We start from the raw sequence: 17306 nt of genomic DNA, 5'->3' as shown, positions 1-17306 counted from the left end.
CTTCATCAAAGGAGCCGTATAGATGTAATTATTGAAATTTACAATCTGTCAAATTATAAAAACCTATTACAAAGTAAAGACGGATTGTTAAATAAAATACCATATCTAGTAGTATTGTGTTTTAATGCACACCATATCTTGTGTTTTATGGCGTTGCAATGAGCGGTTTGAAATTCACAATTGAGCAAATTGTATGGCAGGAAGTGCCGGGCGAAGTGTCGCTGGCGTTTCTGTTTTCCGGTTGTCCGCTGCGTTGCAAAGGTTGCCATAGTGCCGATACATGGAAAGAGGGCATCGGCACGGAATTGACCGAGGATTATTTAAAAGGCCGTCTGAAACGCTATCGCGGATTGATTACGTGCGTGTTGTTTATGGGCGGAGAATGGCAGCCGGAAGCCTTGCAGAAAATGCTGGCCATCGTGACGCAGGCGGGTTTGAAAGCCTGTTTGTACACCGGCCTGGAGCGTGAAGAGCTGGAGGCGGTTTCAGACGGCATCCTGCCTTATCTGACGTATCTGAAAACCGGCCGCTGGCAGATGGAGTTGGGCGGTTTGGAAAGTCCGGCCACCAATCAGAAGTTTATCGATTTACGCACGGGCGAAGTGTTGAACCGATTGTTTATCAAAGACAAACCTGCGCCTAAAGTTTTTCCAGTGGCTTCAATTTAGCCCGGTGCTGTATTGCACTGATTTAAATTGAATTTATTGTATTCGCTGACAGCGATGTTTCAGACGGCCTGACCGTCATTGTTTAATAAATCAACCAAACCATACAGGAGAATTAACATGATTCGGCTGCATCCCGAACAGTTAAACGGAAAACTACAATTCATGCGTGACTACATCAGCGCGCAAAACGCGGCGGACGGCTCGAAAATGGACGCCAACGCCAACGTTACCCAGAAAAACATCGCTACGATGGAAGCGGAAATCATGAAAGACTTTTTCGTGCAGATTAACCGCGCCCAAGTGTCGCGCAAAATCGCCGAAATTTTCGACCAATCCGTTGCCGACGAATACATCCGCCAGATTGAGGCACACGAGATTTATGTGCACGATGAAACCAGCCTCAAGCCTTATTGTGTGTCGGTTACGCTGTATCCCTTCCTGCTCGACGGCTTAAGCAAACTCGGTGGCGAATCCAAGGCGCCGCAACATTTGGCTTCGTTTTGCGGCTCGTTTATCAACCTTGTGTTTGCCATCAGCGCGCAGTTTGCCGGCGCGGTGGCGACAGTGGAATTTCTGACTTATTTCGACTACTTCGCCCGCAAAGACTACGGCGACGATTATTTGGAAACCCACGGCAAAGAAATCGCCAACCATATGCAGCAGGTGGTGTACAGCATCAACCAGCCTGCCGCCGCACGTGGTTATCAGAGCGTATTCTGGAATATTTCCGTTTACGATCAATACTATTTTGACGCGATGTTCGGCGATTTCGTCTTCCCCGATTTCAGCAAACCAGTGTGGCCAAGCGTGGCGAAGTTGCAAAACTTCTTCCTCAAATGGTTTAACCAAGAGCGCACCAAAGCCATTTTGACCTTCCCTGTTGTAACCGCTGCGATGCTGACCGACGGCGGCAAATGCAAAGACACCGTGTTTGCCGACGAAATGGCGAAAGAGTTGGCGGAAGGCAATTCCTTCTTCGTCTATCTTTCCGACAATCCCGACTCCTTGGCTTCCTGCTGCCGCCTGCGCAACGCCATTGAAGACCGTACCTTCAGCTACACACTCGGCGCGGGTGGCGTGGCGACCGGTTCCATCAACGTCATCACCATCAACATGAACCGGCTGGAGCAAGACGGGCGCGACCTTGCCGCCGAAGTGGCCAAAATCCACAAATACCAATACGCCTACCGCAAACTGATGGAAGAATACCAAGCCGCCGGAATGCTGCCCGTTTACGATGCAGGCTTCATCACGCTGGACAAACAATTCCTCACCATCGGCATCAACGGCATGGCGGAAGCAGCCGAATCGCAAGGCATCAAAGTCGGCTATAACGACGATTACATCAACTTCGTCCAAGGCCGTCTGAAAACCATATTCGAAGCCAACCAAATCGCCAGCAAACACTACGGCGTGAAATTCAATACCGAGTTTGTCCCCGCCGAAAACCTCGGCGTGAAAAACGCCAAATGGGACAAAGCCGACGGCTACAAAGTCAGCCGCGAATGCTACAACTCCTATTTCTACGTCGTTGAAGACGAAGAAATCAACGCGCTCGACAAATTCCTGCTGCACGGCAAAGAACTGGTGGACTGGCTCGACGGCGGTTCCGCGCTGCACCTGAACCTTGACGAAGCCCTGCCCGAATCCGGCTACCGATCGCTCTTGGACATCGCCGCGCAAACCGGCTGCAACTACTTCTGCGTGAACGTGCGCATCACCATCTGCAACGAATGCGATCATATCGACAAACGCACCCTGCACGCCTGTTCCGCCTGCGGTTCGCACGACATCGACTACGGCACCCGCGTCATCGGCTATCTGAAACGCGTATCCGCCTTCTCCAGCGGTCGTCGCAAAGAGCATGCGCTCAGACATTATCACCGTAAAGCGGCGTAATCGTTGAAAAAGATTGCTTCAAACCTAAGGCCGTCTGAAATTTCAGACGGCCTTGATCATGTTGAGATAAGCAGGCTCTTTCAATGATATAGTTTTGATTAAATTAAACAAAAACTCTTGACACCTTCATATAATGAATTAACATATAACATCCTTTAACCTAAATTTAAAAAAGTGAGAGACACATGAAAACATCAGCTTTATTGGCGGCTTTGTTGGCAGCCCTGTCCCTGTCAGCATGCGGCGGTTCAGGCTCATCTTCTTCTGCCGTTTGTGACGAGTATGAAAAAGCATTTGCCGAAGCAACTAAAGACGTAGATGCCGCAACCAAAGACATGATGCAAAAATCTTTCGAACAAACCAAAGAAGCGTTGAAAAACCTGCCAGCAGACCAACGCGATGCAACCTGTAAAACTTCTTTGGACGCTTTGAAAGGCGTACCTGCTGCCGAAACTCCTGAAGAGAAAGCCGAAGAAGCCAAAGATACCGCTGAAGAGGCTAAAGAAGACGCAAAAGACGCAGCGGAAGAAGCCAAAGAAGCTGCTGAAGACGCTAAAGAAGAAGCCAAATAATTCGGATAGCTTTAGAGAAAAACGGATTCCAATGATTTGGAATCCGTTTTTTGTTGTATGAACTAGAGTGTTTGGGATAAAGCATTTTCAGTTTTCAGACGGCCATTTTTTATGCCGTCTGAAAGCGTTAGTTTCGACTAAATTAAAATGTACAACAGCAAACAGTTAATCAAACTAACTGCGTGCGTACCGCACACACCCTACGCGTAGGTTTTCAATTCCGCATGATTCACAGGTAGGGTGTGTGGCGCAGCCACGCACGCGGTGGGGGAGGGGTATGCAGGCTACGGCCTGTTCTTAGTCCATGCAACAATTCGCGTTCCTGTTTTACTCATAACGGGCTCAATTAGCCCCTTATTTCTCAAAGCATAAAATACCCGTTTCATAACATTTTCTGAACGTATTCCCGTAATTGCTCGAGCTTCCCTATTTCTAATTTTCTCGTTTTTTTCCAGAAATTCAATAACTTGTTCTTCTGGTGAGGCCAGGGGAGTATGAGGAATTGTAACAATTACATAATTACCTTCCTCCTTAATAACTGGAGGACGTAATCGAAATTCTTCCATTTTTTGAAATGCGGTATTTAATCCTTCCCCCATGTCTTTATTCACTGGATTTTTATACTTATTTAGAATTCTCACAATTTTTGAGTTTCTTGAGAAACGAGAATCCAAAATATTATCAACTGTAACAAGTCCAGGTAGTTTTTGTGGGGTGGTGTTAGTTTTGTCATAGATATATAACGTGGAAAAAATGCAGAAATTATTGAGAACATGAAGATATTTAAAAAATAGGGGAAAATTTTAGAATTGCGAAAAAAGCGCGAAATCTGACAGTTTTTTGTCAGTTTCGCGCTTTTTTTGTCATGGGAATTATCGGGAAGTTGTTTATTTTGATATGCCGCAGCTCCAGAGGTATTTGCCGAGGATTTGGAAGTCGGCGGGGGTGGAGGCAGACAGGGTTAGTTGGGTTGTCGGGTAGATGGATTTATTTGGGTTGTCGCTGATGATGTTGAGTGTATCGGCGGTCAGGCGTTGCAGGCGTTTGACTCGGAGTTCGTCTTGTTGTCGAAACAGGTAGATTCCTTCACGGGTGTAGCGCGTGGCGGTTTGCCATAGGACGGTGCCTTGGTCGATTAGGGTTGGAAACATGCTGTCCCCGTCGATACGGGTACAGAAGCAGTCTGCCGGCGAGAGTTGCAGGTGTTTGAAGAAGGCGGTTCGGAACCACATGGCTTCGGGGTCGGTGTCCCACGGTATTGCGCCGCTGCCTGCGCTGGCGAAGACTTCTTTGTAATAGCGGACGGGTACGATGTCGCGCGTATCCTGACGTGCCGCCCAGTCTGCGTAATCCATATTTTCGATATGCGCTACATCGGGTTGAGTGTTGCGGACTTCAAGCGGTGTGTCTGTTTCCGCGCCATCTATCAAATGGAGCAAGCCTTTTTGTTCCAATTCATCAATAACATAAGGAGGAAGAGGGTAGATTCTTTTAACACCTTTCTTCCCACCTTGTGAAGGTGCTTCTTCATATTCCCAATGTTCTCTTTCTGCCCTGTATTGAATGGCGCGTGTTGTATTCGGCAGGCTTATCAGATTCAACTGGGTAATCAAATTCTGAATTTCAGAGATGCTGAATTTTGGCTCTTTCATTTCCATGCTCCAATTAAAAACATGGAAAAAATCTTAGAAATTATTTTCATATTTAAAACAATCACTTGTCAAAACAACATAGGAAAGCATGGAAATTTTAGTTGCGAAATAATTTCCAAGTTATATAATTTTAAAAACAGCGAAACGGCAACTTTAAAACAGTATAACCGATTTTGCAGTGTTCTTTAACAATTTGGAAATAGCCAAAAAAATGACGGGTATTCGGCCCGTCAGGAAGGAGACTGTTTAACAGGTCGTCTGAAACGGTTCGGACGACCGATTAAACGGTTTTGGTTGAATTTTGTGGGCAAAGCCCACGCTACACACTTTTATATAGAAAGGAAATGAAAGATGAAATACGAAAAACCAGGCATCACCCCTTTTGCGAATGACGGTTTAGGGCTGCCATTTCCGCACCCGCATCAAATGCGGTGGGCGGGAAGAGATTCAAACGGGCGGCTTCGTCCATCAGAAGCTCAAAGAAATCTGCTGAAGGCTCAAGCGCGCCTTTTTTCGAGCAGGCGTCTGCATAACCGTATCGCAACAGCAGGGTATGCAGCAGCAAACCGTCTTGCAGCCGCAGCCATTGGGCATAAACAAATAGCGGGTAGTGTTCGGGGTAGGCTGCTATGGTTTCTTGCCGTGATTTGCCGCCAGCCTTATAAGCTGCAAATGGCACGCTATGTTCGTCAAGCCATGATTGGTAAGTGTCCCAATCACTGATGAAACCACTGACGAAACGGTGCTGCTCGGGGTCGAGCCGCCACCAGTCGTCAGCCAGATCGTAGAGCTGGGCAATGCTTAAATACTTGGACGTTTTATATTCGGACATGACGTTATCCTCAATGTTAATGGGAACGTCATTTTTATATATAAGATGATGAAAGGCAATAAAAAGAGATGAACGGTATGCATCCTGAAATGATACGGGCGGAAATCAAAATGAAGGGACTGTCGCTTGCCGATGTGGCTGCGATGGCAGGTATAGGCGAAAGCACAGTGCGTCAGGCTTTGAGAAAGCCGTCGACTGCCGGCGAGATGGCGATTGCGAAAGTGTTGGGCAAGCCCTTGTATGAGCTGTGGCCTGAACGGTGGACGAAAGACGGGCGGCGCATCCGCCCCCGCTATGCTTATTTATATAAAGAGGCGGCAGCATGAAAACGCATTATTCGATTTCCGAGTTATTGGAAATGAACTTGGAAAAATTTCCTAAGACGAACAGAGCAATCTTATATAAGGTTGAACGAGAGAAGTGGTCTTTTATTGAAGCCTCTTGTCAGGGTGGGAAAAACGGCAAACGCCGCGAATATGCACCGCCCCCAGAGGTGTTGAAACTGATTCAGGCGAAGAAGCTGAACGAGGTTTTGGGCGGTTTGTCAGATTTGCCCGCCCCCCTGTCTTCTTATGAAGAAAAAGGCGGCGAGGAGGCGGGGCTGCCCTCTCCCGATGTGCGAGGGGGACAGCTTACCATCGGCGTTGCGGACGGCTCGACGGAGCAACAACGGCTGTGCGAATCGGCACGACGCGGGGTTTTGTCTGCGGTCGAGCTGGTAATGGCGGAATCGGGTGTGTCGAAGGAGGCGGCGATGACGACTGTTTTGACGCAGGCGAAGATGCCTGGCTTCGAGCATATTGCGAAGCTGTTTTCTTTGGCTGCCGACGGGCGCGGCGGCGGTGGGAAGCTGCCGAGCGTACGGACCATCAAGCGGTGGTTTGCGGCGCGGGAATCTAACAGCCTCGCGCCGAAATCTAGAACCGAGGATATGAACGTCCCGTCTTGGCTGCCTGTGTTTTTGGAATGCTACCGGCTGCCGATGAAGCCTTCTGTTTCTGAAGCTTACCGCTTGTTTGTGAACAGGCTGGAGGCTTTGCCCTCTCCCCAACCCTCTCCCACGGGGAGAGGGGGCGATGTGCCGAGTATCCATCAGGTGCGCCGGTGGTTGGGCAAGCTTGGCAATGTGGAGCGTGAACGCGGACGACGCGGCGCGCGGGATTTGAAAAATATCCTGCCGCACAAACGGCGCGATTTCCTGCACTTGAAACCTGCCGCCATCTACACCGCCGACGGTCATACGTTTGATGCGGAGGTGTTGAATCCGTTATCGGGGCTGCCGTTCAGACCTGAAATTACGACGGTTTTGGACGTTGGCACAAGACGGTGTATGGGCTGGAGCGTGGGGCTGGCGGAAAGCCGGTTTACCGTGCTTGAGGCTTTAAGCCACGCGAGCCGCGCGGCCATCGGTGCGCTTTGGTATGTGGACTGGGGTCGTGGCTTTGAAAACTTGATGATGACGGATGAGGCAACGGGTCTGATGGGCAGGCTGGGTATGACGATGACGCATTCGCGGGCTTATAACTCGCAAGCGAAGGGCGCGTCGGAACGCAGCCATAATATTTTCACACGGGCGGCGGCGAACCTGCCGTCTTTTGTGGGAAAAAATATGGACGACGAGGCGCGGCAGAAGCTGTTTAAGTTGTCGCGTAAGGAAGTCCGCCTGCACGGGAAGATTTTGAATTCGCCGATTCCTACTTGGGATGAGTTTAAGGGCTATATCGAACGGGTGGTGGACGAATATAACGACCGACCGCACCGTTCGCTGCCTAAGTTTACCGACCGCGATGGCAAACGCCGGCATATGTCGCCTAATGAGTTTTGGGCTTTGAAGGTAGCGGAGTTTGGCGAGCCGCCGAGGGTGTCGCCGGAGGAGGAAGGGTATTTGTTCCGACCGCAGGTAATGCGCACGGTACGGCGCGGGGAGGTATCGCTGTTCGGCAATACTTATTATTCCGCCGAATTGATGGAGTTCAACGGTGAAACGGTCAGGGTCGGCTACGACGTGCAGGACGCGCTTTGGGTTTGGATATACGACGATGTCGGACGCCTTATCTGCAAAGCGGAATGGCATGGCAACTCGACGGATTATATGCCTGTCAGCGTCTTGGAACGCGCGGAAGACAAACGCAACGACGAGCGTCTGAAACGCAACGAGCTGCAACAGCAAAACATCCTGAAAGAACGCCGCGTACCGACCATCGAACATCAGGACTCGGTCAATATCGGGGGAATGGTGTTGGGTATGGCGGAAGTCAAGAAGAAGGCTGCTTTACTTTCGCAACTCCGAAGCCGTGAGGATGATTTAACGGTCGAGGCTGTGGAAGTGAAGGCGGTTGCGATGCCGTCTGAACCGGAAACGGCTGCGGGCTGGTCGGTACCGTCCGAAGCATCGGAGCGGTTTGCGCTGTATCAGCGGATTTGCGGTCAGGCGGATTTGCCGCCGCAGGCGCAAAGATGGCTGGAGCGGTATCCGCAAAGCAATGAGTATAAGGCGTTGTCCAAACGGGCGATGCTGGCTTGATTTCAGACGACCTTTCGGGGTTTAAAACAAGGTTTATTCACTACTTTAAAAGGATTTTAAAAATGAAAATTGCAAATATCAACAATCTGTCTTTGGTCTCCGTTGCAATGGAGCGTTTGGTCAACCGTCAGGACGGTTTGCCGGGTTTGGGTGTGTTGTACGGCCCTTCGGGTTTCGGTAAGACGACGGCGACGGTGGCGGTGGCGAATGAGACACGCGCTTACTATGTCCAGCTGCGCAGCGCATGGAGCAAAAAGACGCTTTTGGAAAAAATCTGCTTCGAGATGGGCTTGCCGCCTGCACGGACGGCGGCGGGTTGTTTGGATGTGATCTGCGAACAGTTGGCCGCCAGTCAGCGTCCGTTGATTTTGGATGAGGCGGACTATTTGGTTACGCATAAGGGATTGGTCGAGCTGGTGCGCGACATCTACGAGGGCAGCCAAGCCCCGCTGATGTTGGTGGGCGAGGAGATGTTGCCGACCAAGCTGAAGAAATTCGAGCGTTTCCACGGTCGCGTGCTGGCTTGGGTACCTGCGCAGCCTGTCGATTTGGCAGACGCGGAAGAGTTGGCGAAGGTTTACGCGCCTGATTTGACGTTTGAAAAAGATGCGCTGTCTTATTTGGTGGATTTGGCGCACGGCTCGGTACGCCGCGTAACGGTCAATTTGGTCAATCTGTTGGAGCTTGCCAACCAGCAAGGCTTGGATACGGTAACGCGCGAGATTTGTGCGAAAGCCGACCTGTACAAGGGCGAAGCACCTAAACGCGGGGTCAAATTATGAGCATGACGACATTGACGAAGCCCCGCAACCGCCGACAAGAGATTTGGAACTGTCTGCGGGGCAATAAGGACAGGCTTCAGACGGTCTCTGAAATCGCCAAAGCCTGCCAACTGAGCGGGAATACGGTGTACGCGTATCTGAAAGCTCTTAATAAAGGCGGGTTTGTGTCGATACAGAAGGGTTCGGACTTTTGCAGACCGTACGGATACCGACTGGAGCGGGATGCGGGTGTTGATGCGCCCCGCTTGTCTGATGACGGTCAGCCGTTGAAATGTCCGGTAACGGAAGCCTTGTGGCGGACGATGCGGATTTTGAAAACCTTTGACTTGGACAGCCTGACGGCCCACGTCAATATGACACACCCTGTCAGCCGCAGTATGGCCAAGGTTTATGCTCAACACCTTGAAGCGGCGGGTTATCTGAAAAATACGGGCAACGCTCGGAAAAAATCGTTTGTCCTTTTGAAGAATACAGGGTCGAAAGCACCGCAGCTTCTGGCTGTCAGAGAGGTGTATGACCCAAATATAAACGAAATTGTATTAAGGGAGGTTCCTGATTATGAATGAAAAAGATTATATGAAAGAAGATTGGTACGCGGTTTTGAAGGAAGAGGTCGAGAAAGACGGACTGATGAAGACTGCGGCAAAACTCCGATACAGCGCGACAAGCATCAGTCTGATTTTGAACGGTAAATACAACGGCAAGCCAGACAAAGTTGCTGCGAAAGTGGCGGATGTATTTCGCAAGGTGATGTGTCCGTTTGAAGGTCGGCGGATGGAACGAGCCGAATGTATTGAAATCTCTCTCTCCCCCGCTCCGACGCATAACCCTATCAAAATGCAGCACTGGCGGGCATGTCAAAAGTGTGAAATTAAACCATGCGAAAAGCGTAAAAAGGTTGGCTGAAATGAGACACGAATATGCGGTACACGCCGGAGTCGATGAGGACACTTGGCACGATTATGAAACCCATAAACGGCGGAAGATTTGGCGGGCTGATGTACGCGGCAAGCGGAAAGAAGGCTTCGCATGGTTGCAAATTCGCCGACTGCGGAAACGCTTCGAGAGCAAAGAGGAAGCCAAGGAATGGGCGGCGCAGGTTAAGGCGGATTGGGTACGCAATAATTTTTTTGCCTTGAGAAAATATTAAGTAATTGATTTATAAGGAAATAGGAAAATGTCTAATTTGTTTTGCGAACGAAAAACCAAGTGGATCGGTTTGGCTTTTTGGTTGTTGTTTTGGGCGGTTTTGGTGGGAACGATGCTGCACAGCTGCTCTAAGCCGGTGGTGTCGGCGGCAAAGTTGGAAATGTCGCGCCGCGAGCGTCTGGCGGATTTGGAGGCAAAAGCCTTGGGCGAGCAATACGAGTCGATGAGTACGGAAGAAAAAATGAAAGGTATTGTTTATGAGCGATAAGCCATTGAGCCCTACGGCGAAACAAGAGGCTTTGGAACGTGCGCTTAAGGAAATCCGCGCGAAATATGGCGATAAGGCGATTGTGAAAGGATGTGTGAAATGAGTTTCGGACGACGTAATACGGATTGGCAGGCTTGGGGACAACACCGCAGGCGTGCGACGGCGCGAATGGCGCAAAAAAATAGAGAGCGTGAAATCGAGGAATATCAGGCGCGTTTTAAACGGCCTGCCGAGAAGAAGGAGGAGAAAAAATGATTTGGTTTGTTGTCGGATTGGCTGTGTTGGTGTTGCTGGGGATTTGGCTTGAAATGCTGGCCCGAATCGTTGTGTTGCACATGATAGGCAAATGCCATGACGGGTATGACGACAATTAAAACGGTAAGGCGTTGATGTTGCTCTATATTTTTTTGCCTTATTGAAAATGTAAGGTATTGATTTAAAAGGATTTAAGATGAATAAAGAGAAAGTCTTAGACAAAATCAAGAAATGCTTGGCTTTGAGTAAGTCGGCAAATGAACACGAGGCCGCACAGGCGTTAAAGCAAGCGCAGGCTTTAATGGAGAGGCATGAAGTCAATGCTGTGGATATTGCTTTATCTGAAGTCTCTGAACAAAGAGCTGATCGGAGAATGGCCTTTAAATTAGCAGATTGGCAATGGGGCGTTGCAAATATGATTGCCGATATATTTGGGTGCCAATCTTACCAACGTGGGAAGACGATGATGTTTTACGGCATTGGAAATAGAGCAGAAATCTCAGCCTATGCCTTTGATGTAGTTTATCGGCAGATTTCTGCCGAACGCCGCAAATTTTTAAAAAACTGCCGAGCAAGAAAGCAAGCACATAGAACTTATCTTGCCGACCAATTTTGCAATGGTTGGATTATGGGTGCTTGGAAGATAGTCAAAAAATTTGAGATGTCCGATGAAGAAAAAGCCGTTATGGACGGATACAAAAAAAAGAACTTCCGGACATGGTCGAAGCGAAAACAAGGGATGCGAAATCATCAATTCTCCAAGGGTCAAAGATGGAATATGGGGCATTAGCTCAAGGAATGGAATCGGGTAAACAAGTGCAGTTACATCATGCCATGAATGGTACAGACGGCGTGAAACAAATTGGAGAGCAAAAATGAATCAAAAAGAAATTGCAGAATGGGTCGAAGACCGTGGCGAGCTGATGATCATGAAGAAGGACGGTGAAGGCTTTGTAATCGTTGCGCGTGCGCCGGACGGGATGTGGAAAACGGCGGAGGCGGAAACTTTGGCTCAGGCGATAACTTTATGGGAGGAAGCGTGATGAAGGTATTAGACCCGTGTTGCGGCAGCCGGATGATGTGGTTCAATAAAAATAACCCTGAAGCTGTTTTCGGCGATAAACGCAAAGAAATCCATCTACTGAAAGACCGGAAATATCTGCGCAAACTGGAAATTAATCCCGATGTGGTTATGGATTTTACAAATATCCCTTTTCCTGACAACACGTTCGCAGTAGTGGTTTTCGATCCGCCTCATTTACAAAGAGCGGGAGAAAAATCTTGGCTTGCAAAAAAATACGGGGTGTTGGGCAATGAGTGGAGAGAAGATTTTCGTAAAGGGTTTGCTGAGTGTTTCCGGGTATTGCGTCCTGACGGCATATTGATTTTTAAGTGGAGTGAAAATCAAATCCCTGTGAAAGAGATTCTTGCTCTGACTAACGTAGAACCACTTATTGGGCACGTTAGCATGAAGCATAAGCAAAACCAAACACAGACACATTGGATAACGTTTTTGAAGGAAGAAGCGTCATGAGCATTGGAATGATGATTTATCTCTTGATCTGCGGGCTGATTGGTTTGGCACTGGTGGTTTTGGCACTGATGAGCCTGATTGAAAACTGGTTTAAGCAGCGGACTAAAGCTGTTGTTTTGGATGCCTGCGGTATGTTTTTTGGGTTGATTGTTGTCCTTGTGGCGTTTTTGGCGATTCTTGGGGTGGTTAAATGATTGAAATCAGAAGTAAAAACTTTATCGCGTACAACGCAAGTGAAAGTGTTTTGGAAAGCATCATCAAGGATGTTTTCACGGGGTTGATGTTGAGTTTTTGTGTGTATATCAGCCATTGGTCAGCCTCAGTGTTTTGGACATTTATCAGCGGTTTGATGTTTTTGTCTTATCTGGGCATTAAGTTGGGCAGGTTGATTCGTGACAAGCGAACTAAGTTTGAAACTTGGTCAGAGCTTAAAGCATGGATCGATAAACAAGCTGAACTTGAAAATCACTTGGCAGGTAATGTTCAGATTGTAAAAGGCAATGGAAATGTACAGGCTGGTGGTGATGTTTGGAAGGATAAACAATGAACATCAAAAAATTCAACCCGAAAAAAGACCCTAAATACATTGACTATATTTTTCGATTTTTGAAGAAAAAATCCAAACTGATTGAAACTTTAGGAGCTTATCCACGAATTGTTAAGTTTAAAGATGGATTTGACTGGTATATCGGCTGGTTTATTGATGACGGTCTTGAAGATTTTATTGGCAGCAGGATTTGTTACGGCTCCGAAAAAGTTGAGACTTTTTGTTTTGTTAGAACCACTGAAGCGGAGGTTGTCGCTGAAGTCAAATGGAATGAATACGAACGTGTCGGAGTGTGTGCATTAACTAAATGGCATCACAAATGGGTCTATGCCAATAAACAATCACGCAAATGACGACACTGCGGAAGATGGGAACGGAAAGTCGTCAAGACCGTTAAGACGGTTGAACGTCGAACATTATGGGAGAGCGAGTCATGAACATCAAATGCCCGAACTGCGGGGCGGTGCATAGCCTGGACAGCTTAATCAATGACGCAGACGCATCAGCGGTATTAAAGGCTGTGTTGGAGATGGATGTGGAATTGGGCAAGGCGGCGATACGGTATATCGGTTTGTTCCGCCCCGCCAAGTCCCAGCTCTCTTGGGCGCGTACCGCGAAACTGCTGAATGAGTTGCTGCCGATGATTAAGGCACAGGAGGCGGCACGCGACGGGGTTTGTTTCCCCGCTCCTACCGAGGCTTGGATTCACGGTTTTAATGAAACCGTTAATGCCCGCGACCAAGGCCGTCTGAAACTGCCCTTAAAGTCGCATGGTTATTTGCTGGAGATTATCAGCCAGTGGCAGGGTTCGGGGGTGCCCTCTCCCCAGCCCTCTCCCACGGGGAGAGGGGGCGAAGGCGGCGCACCGTCCAAGCTGCGGCAGGGTGTGGCAGCCTTGGGCGAATGGGCAGGAGAAGATTGGGCGAAACGAGAAATCGCTTCAGGTTTTACATTGCTTGCCGCGCTCAATCTACCCAACCGACCGGCAGCGCAGGATATGCCGGTAGTTGCGGAAATTTGGTATCGGAAACTGATGGAGAAAAAAGAAATCGTCTCGCCGGAGTATGACCCGATACGGATTCAGACGGGGTTTAAGGTATTGCAGGCGGCGGAAACATGGCCGCACCCCGCCGAACTGCTCCGCAACCTGCCGCCACGGTTGATACCAAGGGCGATGCTGGCAAAGCCCGCGCCGGATAAGGAAAAAGGCCGTCAGAAAATGGCGGAAGTGAAAGATGTTTTAAACAAGAAAGGTAAGTGAAATGAAAGAGTATGTTTTTAAAATCATTGCGGAAAATGGGAAGTGTCGCGTCGAGTTGCCCGAAATCAAGATAAACGGTGAGTATCAAGCTCCCGACCTGATGGCTGCGTTGACAACGGAATTTTTAGACAGCGTATGCAGTGATGCCGCCCGAGATACGGAAGGATTTATCAAGGCTGCTGTCACTAATTTAAAAGCATTGCAACTGGCAAGACAGTTGAGAGATGCAGACCGAAAAGTAAACTAAGAAAGGAAAAAGAAAATGGCTAAAGTCATTATTACTATTAAAGATAGTACCAAAAGCTTATTTGATTTTGAAATCAAAGGATTGGGAGATGATAGTGAAAAAACTCCTGCAATCTTTGCCGGACATGCTGCAGCAGGCTATCTGAGAAAAAGGCAAACAGCACTCCACGAGAATTTTTTAAGTCAAATTTTACGAGACTTATCAGATCAAGATTAAAGGAAAACATCATGATTGAACCGCACGAGTACCGTCTATTGGACGAATATTTAGAGCAAGACTGGGATGCCTTTATCAGTTTTGCTGAAACTAAAGGATTTGAAGCAAGCGAAGTATATCAACTACTCAACAAACTGGAGGAAAAAGCAAATGGCTAAAACCCGAATCAAACAGCCCGCTATCGAAGCGGCACAAGACAAAGCGGAAGTTACTGCGTTTATCCGCAAAATTGGTGATTTGCAGCGCGAAGTCAAACGCCTGGAAACCGAAGCCGGAGACAAAAAAGCGGTCATCGAAGAAGAATATGCCGCCAAAGCCGCGCCGATGTGTGCCGAAATCATGAGCCTGACCGAACGTGTGGCCGCATACTGCGAAGCGCATAAGGACGAGCTGACGGAAAACGGTAAAACCAAAACAGTGGACTTTACTACCGGCCTGATTAAATGGCGCATCCGTCCGCCATCCGTCAAGGTAACGGGCGTGGCTGCCGTCTTGGCGTGGCTCTCGGAGAAATCCGCCTTTGCCGAGTTTGTCCGCACAAAAAAGGAAATCGACAAAGATGCCATCCTGAATCAAAAAGAGCGTTTTTCAGACGGCCAAGTGCCGGGGATTAAGATTGTGTCGGGGCTTGAGGATTTTGTGATTGAGCCTACTGAGCAGGAGTTGGCGTGATGGCGAAAATTGTGATTGAAATTGAAGATTTGCCTAATGGTAAAGTTAGCTATGTACCTCATGGAGATCTCCTTATCCGAGATGGCGGCACTCCTGCTCAATTAACTTGGATTGCTGTGCAAGATGTTATTGATATGCTTGGAAAGATTGGGGCTATACAAGGTATGTCAAAGCGGGAGATGTCGTGATGGAAAACGGAAATTTAAATACCGATGAGCTGGAATTTTTAAGAACTGCCGCACGCGATTCCTTCTACATCCACGCTCAAGTCGAAAACGCCAACCGAAAATTAGAAACCGCTTTTCTCGTGTGGGAAAAAGTGAAAGAAGGAGAAAAAGAGGCTATGCGCGCCCGAAAAAAAGCCTTTATTTATTACTGCTTCGGGGTGGTTTGGTTTTTTCTTGCGTTGATTTTATTTTTCTTTGGCGTTTAAAGCTTGATTAAAGGCCGTCTGAAATTGCAAATTCATAACCCGCGCGGCACGGTCTGCCGCATTTAAATCTAAATAGGAGTCAAAAGTGAATAAATCCGAATTAATCCAAGCCATCGCCGACGAGGCGGAATTGAGCAAACGCGATGCAGCGGAGTTTGTTGATGCGTTTGTCAGCGTGGTAACGCAAGAATTGAAAGATGGAAAAGACGTTACGCTGGTCGGCTTCGGCACGTTTCACGCCGCCTAATCCGCCGAGTGTCAGGGACACAATCCGAAAACGGGCGAACCGCTGACCATCGCGGCGCGCAAAACGCCAAAGTTCCGCAATGAATCATGAAGCAATATAATCAGGAGTGGTTAGTATGTTGGCAGGAATGATGGAAGGCTGGGACTTTTAAAGATGGATTAAAGGCCGTCTGAAATAGGGTTTAAAACCTGTTTCAGACGGCCTTTTTTTGTGCTGTCAGTTTCGCAAAAAAAAACAGCGGCTTAATACTATATATTGTATTTTATTGGTATAATATGCGCTAATTTATACTATATGTTGTATTGGAGGAATAATGCGCCGTGCGTTGATTGCTAAAATTAAAATCGCTCAAAAGGAGCTGGGCTTGGATGACGGTACCTATCGCGCGGTGTTGGAGCGTGTGACGGGCAAGCGGTCGTGTACGGAGTGCAGTATTCCTGAGTTGGAACGCGTGGTCGAGGATTTACGCCAACATGGGTTTACGCCGAAGAAAACGGCAGGCCGTCGTCCGAACCGCCGAAGCTCTGCCGATCCGATGATGCGGAAAATCGAAGCCCTGCTGCTGGATAACGGCTGGACTTGGAATTATGCGCACGGTACGGCGAAAAAGATGTTTAAAGTTGACCGCGTGGAATGGTTGTCCGACGGCAATATGCACAAGCTGGTGGCGGCTTTGCAGATTGCGGCGAACCGAAAGAAGAAGGAGGAATAGGAATGAGTGTAAGTTGGGAAATGACAGAGCAGGATTTTGAGGATGTGAAACATCTTCTGCCGCAGAGCGTGGTGGCGATGATTACGGTCATCGGGCTGGAAGCGGCGTTTCACATGGTCAAGGTTTGGGGCGGGACGAATTACCCGATTTCCAACCGCCGGCGCAATACGCGCCAGAGCCGAATCTTACACGCTCAACTGGTCGAGGACATCGGCGAGGAGGCTGCGGGACGATTGGAGCGAGCCTATGCCGGTCAGCCTTTCTTAGCCATTCCTCGCTGCTGGGACGCGATGCGCGAGCTGCGCAATCGATTTATCCGCCGGCAGTATGATGCGATGAGCGCGGAGGGTTTGAGCGATTTGGTTATTGTGCGCGAGCTGGTGTTGGCTCATCGGCTGTCTACGCGCAATATCCGATACATTTTGAAAGAGGCCGACCGCGAGGCGGCGGCAAGAGCGCAGACGGATTTATTTGCGGCGTAATTGTGTTGTGTGTTTCTTGTGAGTGGACCTTTGCCCTGCTTTTTGCAGGGCTTTTTTTTGTCTGCGGAACAGTAAGTGCATTTGTGCCGACCGTCTTATGCCGTCTGAAAAGGTTAAATAAGGTTTTGAAAATAAATTGTGATTTGATTTTCGGAGATGTTTATGGGCAAAACTGTAACTTTAACCGCCGGCCACAGCAACACCGACCCGGGCGCGGTCAACGGCTCCGACCGTGAGGCGGACTTGGCGCAGGATATGCGCAATATCGTGGCATCTATCCTGCGTAACGATTACGGCCTGACCGTACGCACCGACGGCGAAGGCAAAGGCAATATGCCGCTGCGCGAAGCGGTC

The 17306-nt window shown here is 48.7% G+C and carries 30 protein-coding genes and 2 pseudogenes; 29 read left to right on the top strand and 3 right to left on the bottom strand.

The window, feature by feature from the left end:
• Positions 1-158: 158 nt before the first annotated feature.
• From nrdG to ACTHUF_RS06110, 3 genes are all read left to right on the top strand, one after another.
• Positions 159-668 carry an anaerobic ribonucleoside-triphosphate reductase activating protein gene (nrdG, locus tag ACTHUF_RS06120; RefSeq protein ID WP_063075524.1) on the top strand — a complete coding sequence of 170 codons (510 nt, stop codon included), beginning with the start codon at positions 159-161 and terminating at the stop codon, positions 666-668.
• Positions 669-785: 117 nt separating this feature from the next.
• Entirely contained in the window at positions 786-2567 is a 1782-nt protein-coding gene (gene nrdD, locus ACTHUF_RS06115; protein WP_440407344.1) for an anaerobic ribonucleoside-triphosphate reductase, read from the top strand.
• A gap of 185 nt (positions 2568-2752) precedes the next feature.
• A complete protein-coding gene (locus ACTHUF_RS06110; RefSeq protein ID WP_440407343.1) occupies positions 2753-3139 on the top strand; it encodes a DUF5339 family protein in 387 nt (128 codons plus the stop codon).
• A gap of 284 nt (positions 3140-3423) precedes the next feature.
• Here the strand turns inward: ACTHUF_RS06110 and ACTHUF_RS06105 are convergent, their stop codons facing one another.
• The 3 genes from ACTHUF_RS06105 to ACTHUF_RS06095 all read right to left on the bottom strand — a co-directional run bounded on the left by ACTHUF_RS06105 (position 3424) and on the right by ACTHUF_RS06095 (position 5623).
• On the bottom strand, positions 3424-3876 hold the full coding sequence (locus tag ACTHUF_RS06105) for an ATP-binding protein (RefSeq protein ID WP_440407441.1): 453 nt from the start codon (positions 3874-3876) through the stop codon (positions 3424-3426).
• A gap of 150 nt (positions 3877-4026) precedes the next feature.
• Positions 4027-4791, bottom strand: coding sequence for a S24 family peptidase (locus tag ACTHUF_RS06100; protein WP_239665344.1), 765 nt, complete (start codon positions 4789-4791; stop codon positions 4027-4029).
• A gap of 373 nt (positions 4792-5164) precedes the next feature.
• Complete coding sequence (locus ACTHUF_RS06095) at positions 5165-5623, bottom strand: hypothetical protein (RefSeq protein ID WP_049343900.1); 459 nt, start codon at positions 5621-5623, stop codon at positions 5165-5167.
• 68 nt (positions 5624-5691) lie between these two features.
• Here ACTHUF_RS06095 and ACTHUF_RS06090 point away from each other — a divergent pair, with 68 nt between their 5' ends.
• From ACTHUF_RS06090 to ACTHUF_RS05965, 26 genes and pseudogenes are all read left to right on the top strand, one after another.
• Positions 5692-5949, top strand: coding sequence for a helix-turn-helix domain-containing protein (locus tag ACTHUF_RS06090; protein ID WP_049226745.1), 258 nt, complete (start codon positions 5692-5694; stop codon positions 5947-5949).
• Positions 5946-8147, top strand: coding sequence for a Mu transposase C-terminal domain-containing protein (locus ACTHUF_RS06085; protein ID WP_049343898.1), 2202 nt, complete (start codon positions 5946-5948; stop codon positions 8145-8147). Before ACTHUF_RS06090 ends, ACTHUF_RS06085 begins: the two co-directional genes overlap by 4 nt.
• A 62-nt stretch (positions 8148-8209) precedes the next feature.
• Positions 8210-8929, top strand: coding sequence for an AAA family ATPase (locus tag ACTHUF_RS06080; protein ID WP_049343896.1), 720 nt, complete (start codon positions 8210-8212; stop codon positions 8927-8929).
• Positions 8926-9495, top strand: a complete 570-nt coding sequence (locus ACTHUF_RS06075; protein ID WP_049343894.1) for a hypothetical protein — start codon at positions 8926-8928, stop codon at positions 9493-9495. Before ACTHUF_RS06080 ends, ACTHUF_RS06075 begins: the two co-directional genes overlap by 4 nt.
• The gene (locus tag ACTHUF_RS06070) at positions 9488-9835 is read left to right on the top strand and encodes a hypothetical protein (protein WP_049343892.1); all 348 of its coding nucleotides are present in this window, start codon (positions 9488-9490) and stop codon (positions 9833-9835) included. Before ACTHUF_RS06075 ends, ACTHUF_RS06070 begins: the two co-directional genes overlap by 8 nt.
• A 1-nt stretch (position 9836) precedes the next feature.
• Positions 9837-10079, top strand: a complete 243-nt coding sequence (locus tag ACTHUF_RS06065) for a toxin PIN (RefSeq protein ID WP_440407342.1) — start codon at positions 9837-9839, stop codon at positions 10077-10079.
• A gap of 27 nt (positions 10080-10106) precedes the next feature.
• Entirely contained in the window at positions 10107-10346 is a 240-nt protein-coding gene (locus ACTHUF_RS06060) for a hypothetical protein (protein WP_049343822.1), read from the top strand.
• 99 nt (positions 10347-10445) lie between these two features.
• Complete coding sequence (locus ACTHUF_RS06055) at positions 10446-10601, top strand: hypothetical protein (RefSeq protein ID WP_168162045.1); 156 nt, start codon at positions 10446-10448, stop codon at positions 10599-10601.
• A complete protein-coding gene (locus tag ACTHUF_RS06050) occupies positions 10598-10720 on the top strand; it encodes a hypothetical protein (RefSeq protein WP_256388732.1) in 123 nt (40 codons plus the stop codon). Before ACTHUF_RS06055 ends, ACTHUF_RS06050 begins: the two co-directional genes overlap by 4 nt.
• Positions 10721-10797: 77 nt before the next feature.
• Positions 10798-11391, top strand: coding sequence for a DUF7168 domain-containing protein (locus ACTHUF_RS06045; protein ID WP_239665342.1), 594 nt, complete (start codon positions 10798-10800; stop codon positions 11389-11391).
• A gap of 85 nt (positions 11392-11476) precedes the next feature.
• The gene (locus ACTHUF_RS06040; RefSeq protein ID WP_168162675.1) at positions 11477-11644 is read left to right on the top strand and encodes a hypothetical protein; all 168 of its coding nucleotides are present in this window, start codon (positions 11477-11479) and stop codon (positions 11642-11644) included.
• Positions 11644-12135, top strand: a complete 492-nt coding sequence (locus ACTHUF_RS06035; protein WP_049343824.1) for a methyltransferase domain-containing protein — start codon at positions 11644-11646, stop codon at positions 12133-12135. Before ACTHUF_RS06040 ends, ACTHUF_RS06035 begins: the two co-directional genes overlap by 1 nt.
• Positions 12132-12329 (top strand): hypothetical protein, encoded by a 198-nt coding sequence (locus ACTHUF_RS06030; RefSeq protein WP_049343825.1) that lies wholly within the window; start codon positions 12132-12134, stop codon positions 12327-12329. The genes ACTHUF_RS06035 and ACTHUF_RS06030 overlap by 4 nt, the downstream gene beginning before the upstream one ends.
• The gene (locus ACTHUF_RS06025) at positions 12326-12682 is read left to right on the top strand and encodes a hypothetical protein (RefSeq protein ID WP_049343826.1); all 357 of its coding nucleotides are present in this window, start codon (positions 12326-12328) and stop codon (positions 12680-12682) included. The genes ACTHUF_RS06030 and ACTHUF_RS06025 overlap by 4 nt, the downstream gene beginning before the upstream one ends.
• Entirely contained in the window at positions 12679-13035 is a 357-nt protein-coding gene (locus ACTHUF_RS06020) for a hypothetical protein (RefSeq protein ID WP_440407341.1), read from the top strand. Before ACTHUF_RS06025 ends, ACTHUF_RS06020 begins: the two co-directional genes overlap by 4 nt.
• An 80-nt stretch (positions 13036-13115) precedes the next feature.
• Positions 13116-13943, top strand: a complete 828-nt coding sequence (locus ACTHUF_RS06015) for a hypothetical protein (RefSeq protein ID WP_049343829.1) — start codon at positions 13116-13118, stop codon at positions 13941-13943.
• A 1-nt stretch (position 13944) separates the two neighbouring features.
• Entirely contained in the window at positions 13945-14190 is a 246-nt protein-coding gene (locus ACTHUF_RS06010) for a hypothetical protein (RefSeq protein ID WP_049343831.1), read from the top strand.
• 15 nt (positions 14191-14205) lie between these two features.
• Positions 14206-14406, top strand: coding sequence for a hypothetical protein (locus tag ACTHUF_RS06005; protein WP_049230751.1), 201 nt, complete (start codon positions 14206-14208; stop codon positions 14404-14406).
• 11 nt (positions 14407-14417) lie between these two features.
• A complete protein-coding gene (locus ACTHUF_RS06000; protein ID WP_168162674.1) occupies positions 14418-14564 on the top strand; it encodes a hypothetical protein in 147 nt (48 codons plus the stop codon).
• The gene (locus ACTHUF_RS05995; protein ID WP_049343832.1) at positions 14557-15078 is read left to right on the top strand and encodes a host-nuclease inhibitor Gam family protein; all 522 of its coding nucleotides are present in this window, start codon (positions 14557-14559) and stop codon (positions 15076-15078) included. Before ACTHUF_RS06000 ends, ACTHUF_RS05995 begins: the two co-directional genes overlap by 8 nt.
• Positions 15078-15266, top strand: coding sequence for a hypothetical protein (locus tag ACTHUF_RS05990; protein ID WP_049343834.1), 189 nt, complete (start codon positions 15078-15080; stop codon positions 15264-15266). Before ACTHUF_RS05995 ends, ACTHUF_RS05990 begins: the two co-directional genes overlap by 1 nt.
• Entirely contained in the window at positions 15266-15511 is a 246-nt protein-coding gene (locus tag ACTHUF_RS05985; protein ID WP_049343836.1) for a hypothetical protein, read from the top strand. Before ACTHUF_RS05990 ends, ACTHUF_RS05985 begins: the two co-directional genes overlap by 1 nt.
• 85 nt (positions 15512-15596) lie before the next feature.
• Positions 15597-15848, top strand: a pseudogene (locus ACTHUF_RS05980) (HU family DNA-binding protein).
• Between the two features lie 223 nt (positions 15849-16071).
• A complete protein-coding gene (locus tag ACTHUF_RS05975; RefSeq protein ID WP_049343838.1) occupies positions 16072-16470 on the top strand; it encodes a gp16 family protein in 399 nt (132 codons plus the stop codon).
• A gap of 2 nt (positions 16471-16472) precedes the next feature.
• Positions 16473-16952 carry a Mor transcription activator family protein gene (locus tag ACTHUF_RS05970; RefSeq protein WP_049343840.1) on the top strand — a complete coding sequence of 160 codons (480 nt, stop codon included), beginning with the start codon at positions 16473-16475 and terminating at the stop codon, positions 16950-16952.
• A gap of 162 nt (positions 16953-17114) precedes the next feature.
• Positions 17115-17306: pseudogene (locus ACTHUF_RS05965) on the top strand (N-acetylmuramoyl-L-alanine amidase); the annotation flags it as partial.

This window comes from Neisseria sp. P0024.S006 (genome assembly GCF_051956595.1).
GTDB lineage: Bacteria > Pseudomonadota > Gammaproteobacteria > Burkholderiales > Neisseriaceae > Neisseria.
This window is presented reverse-complemented; position numbering and strand designations above follow the sequence as displayed.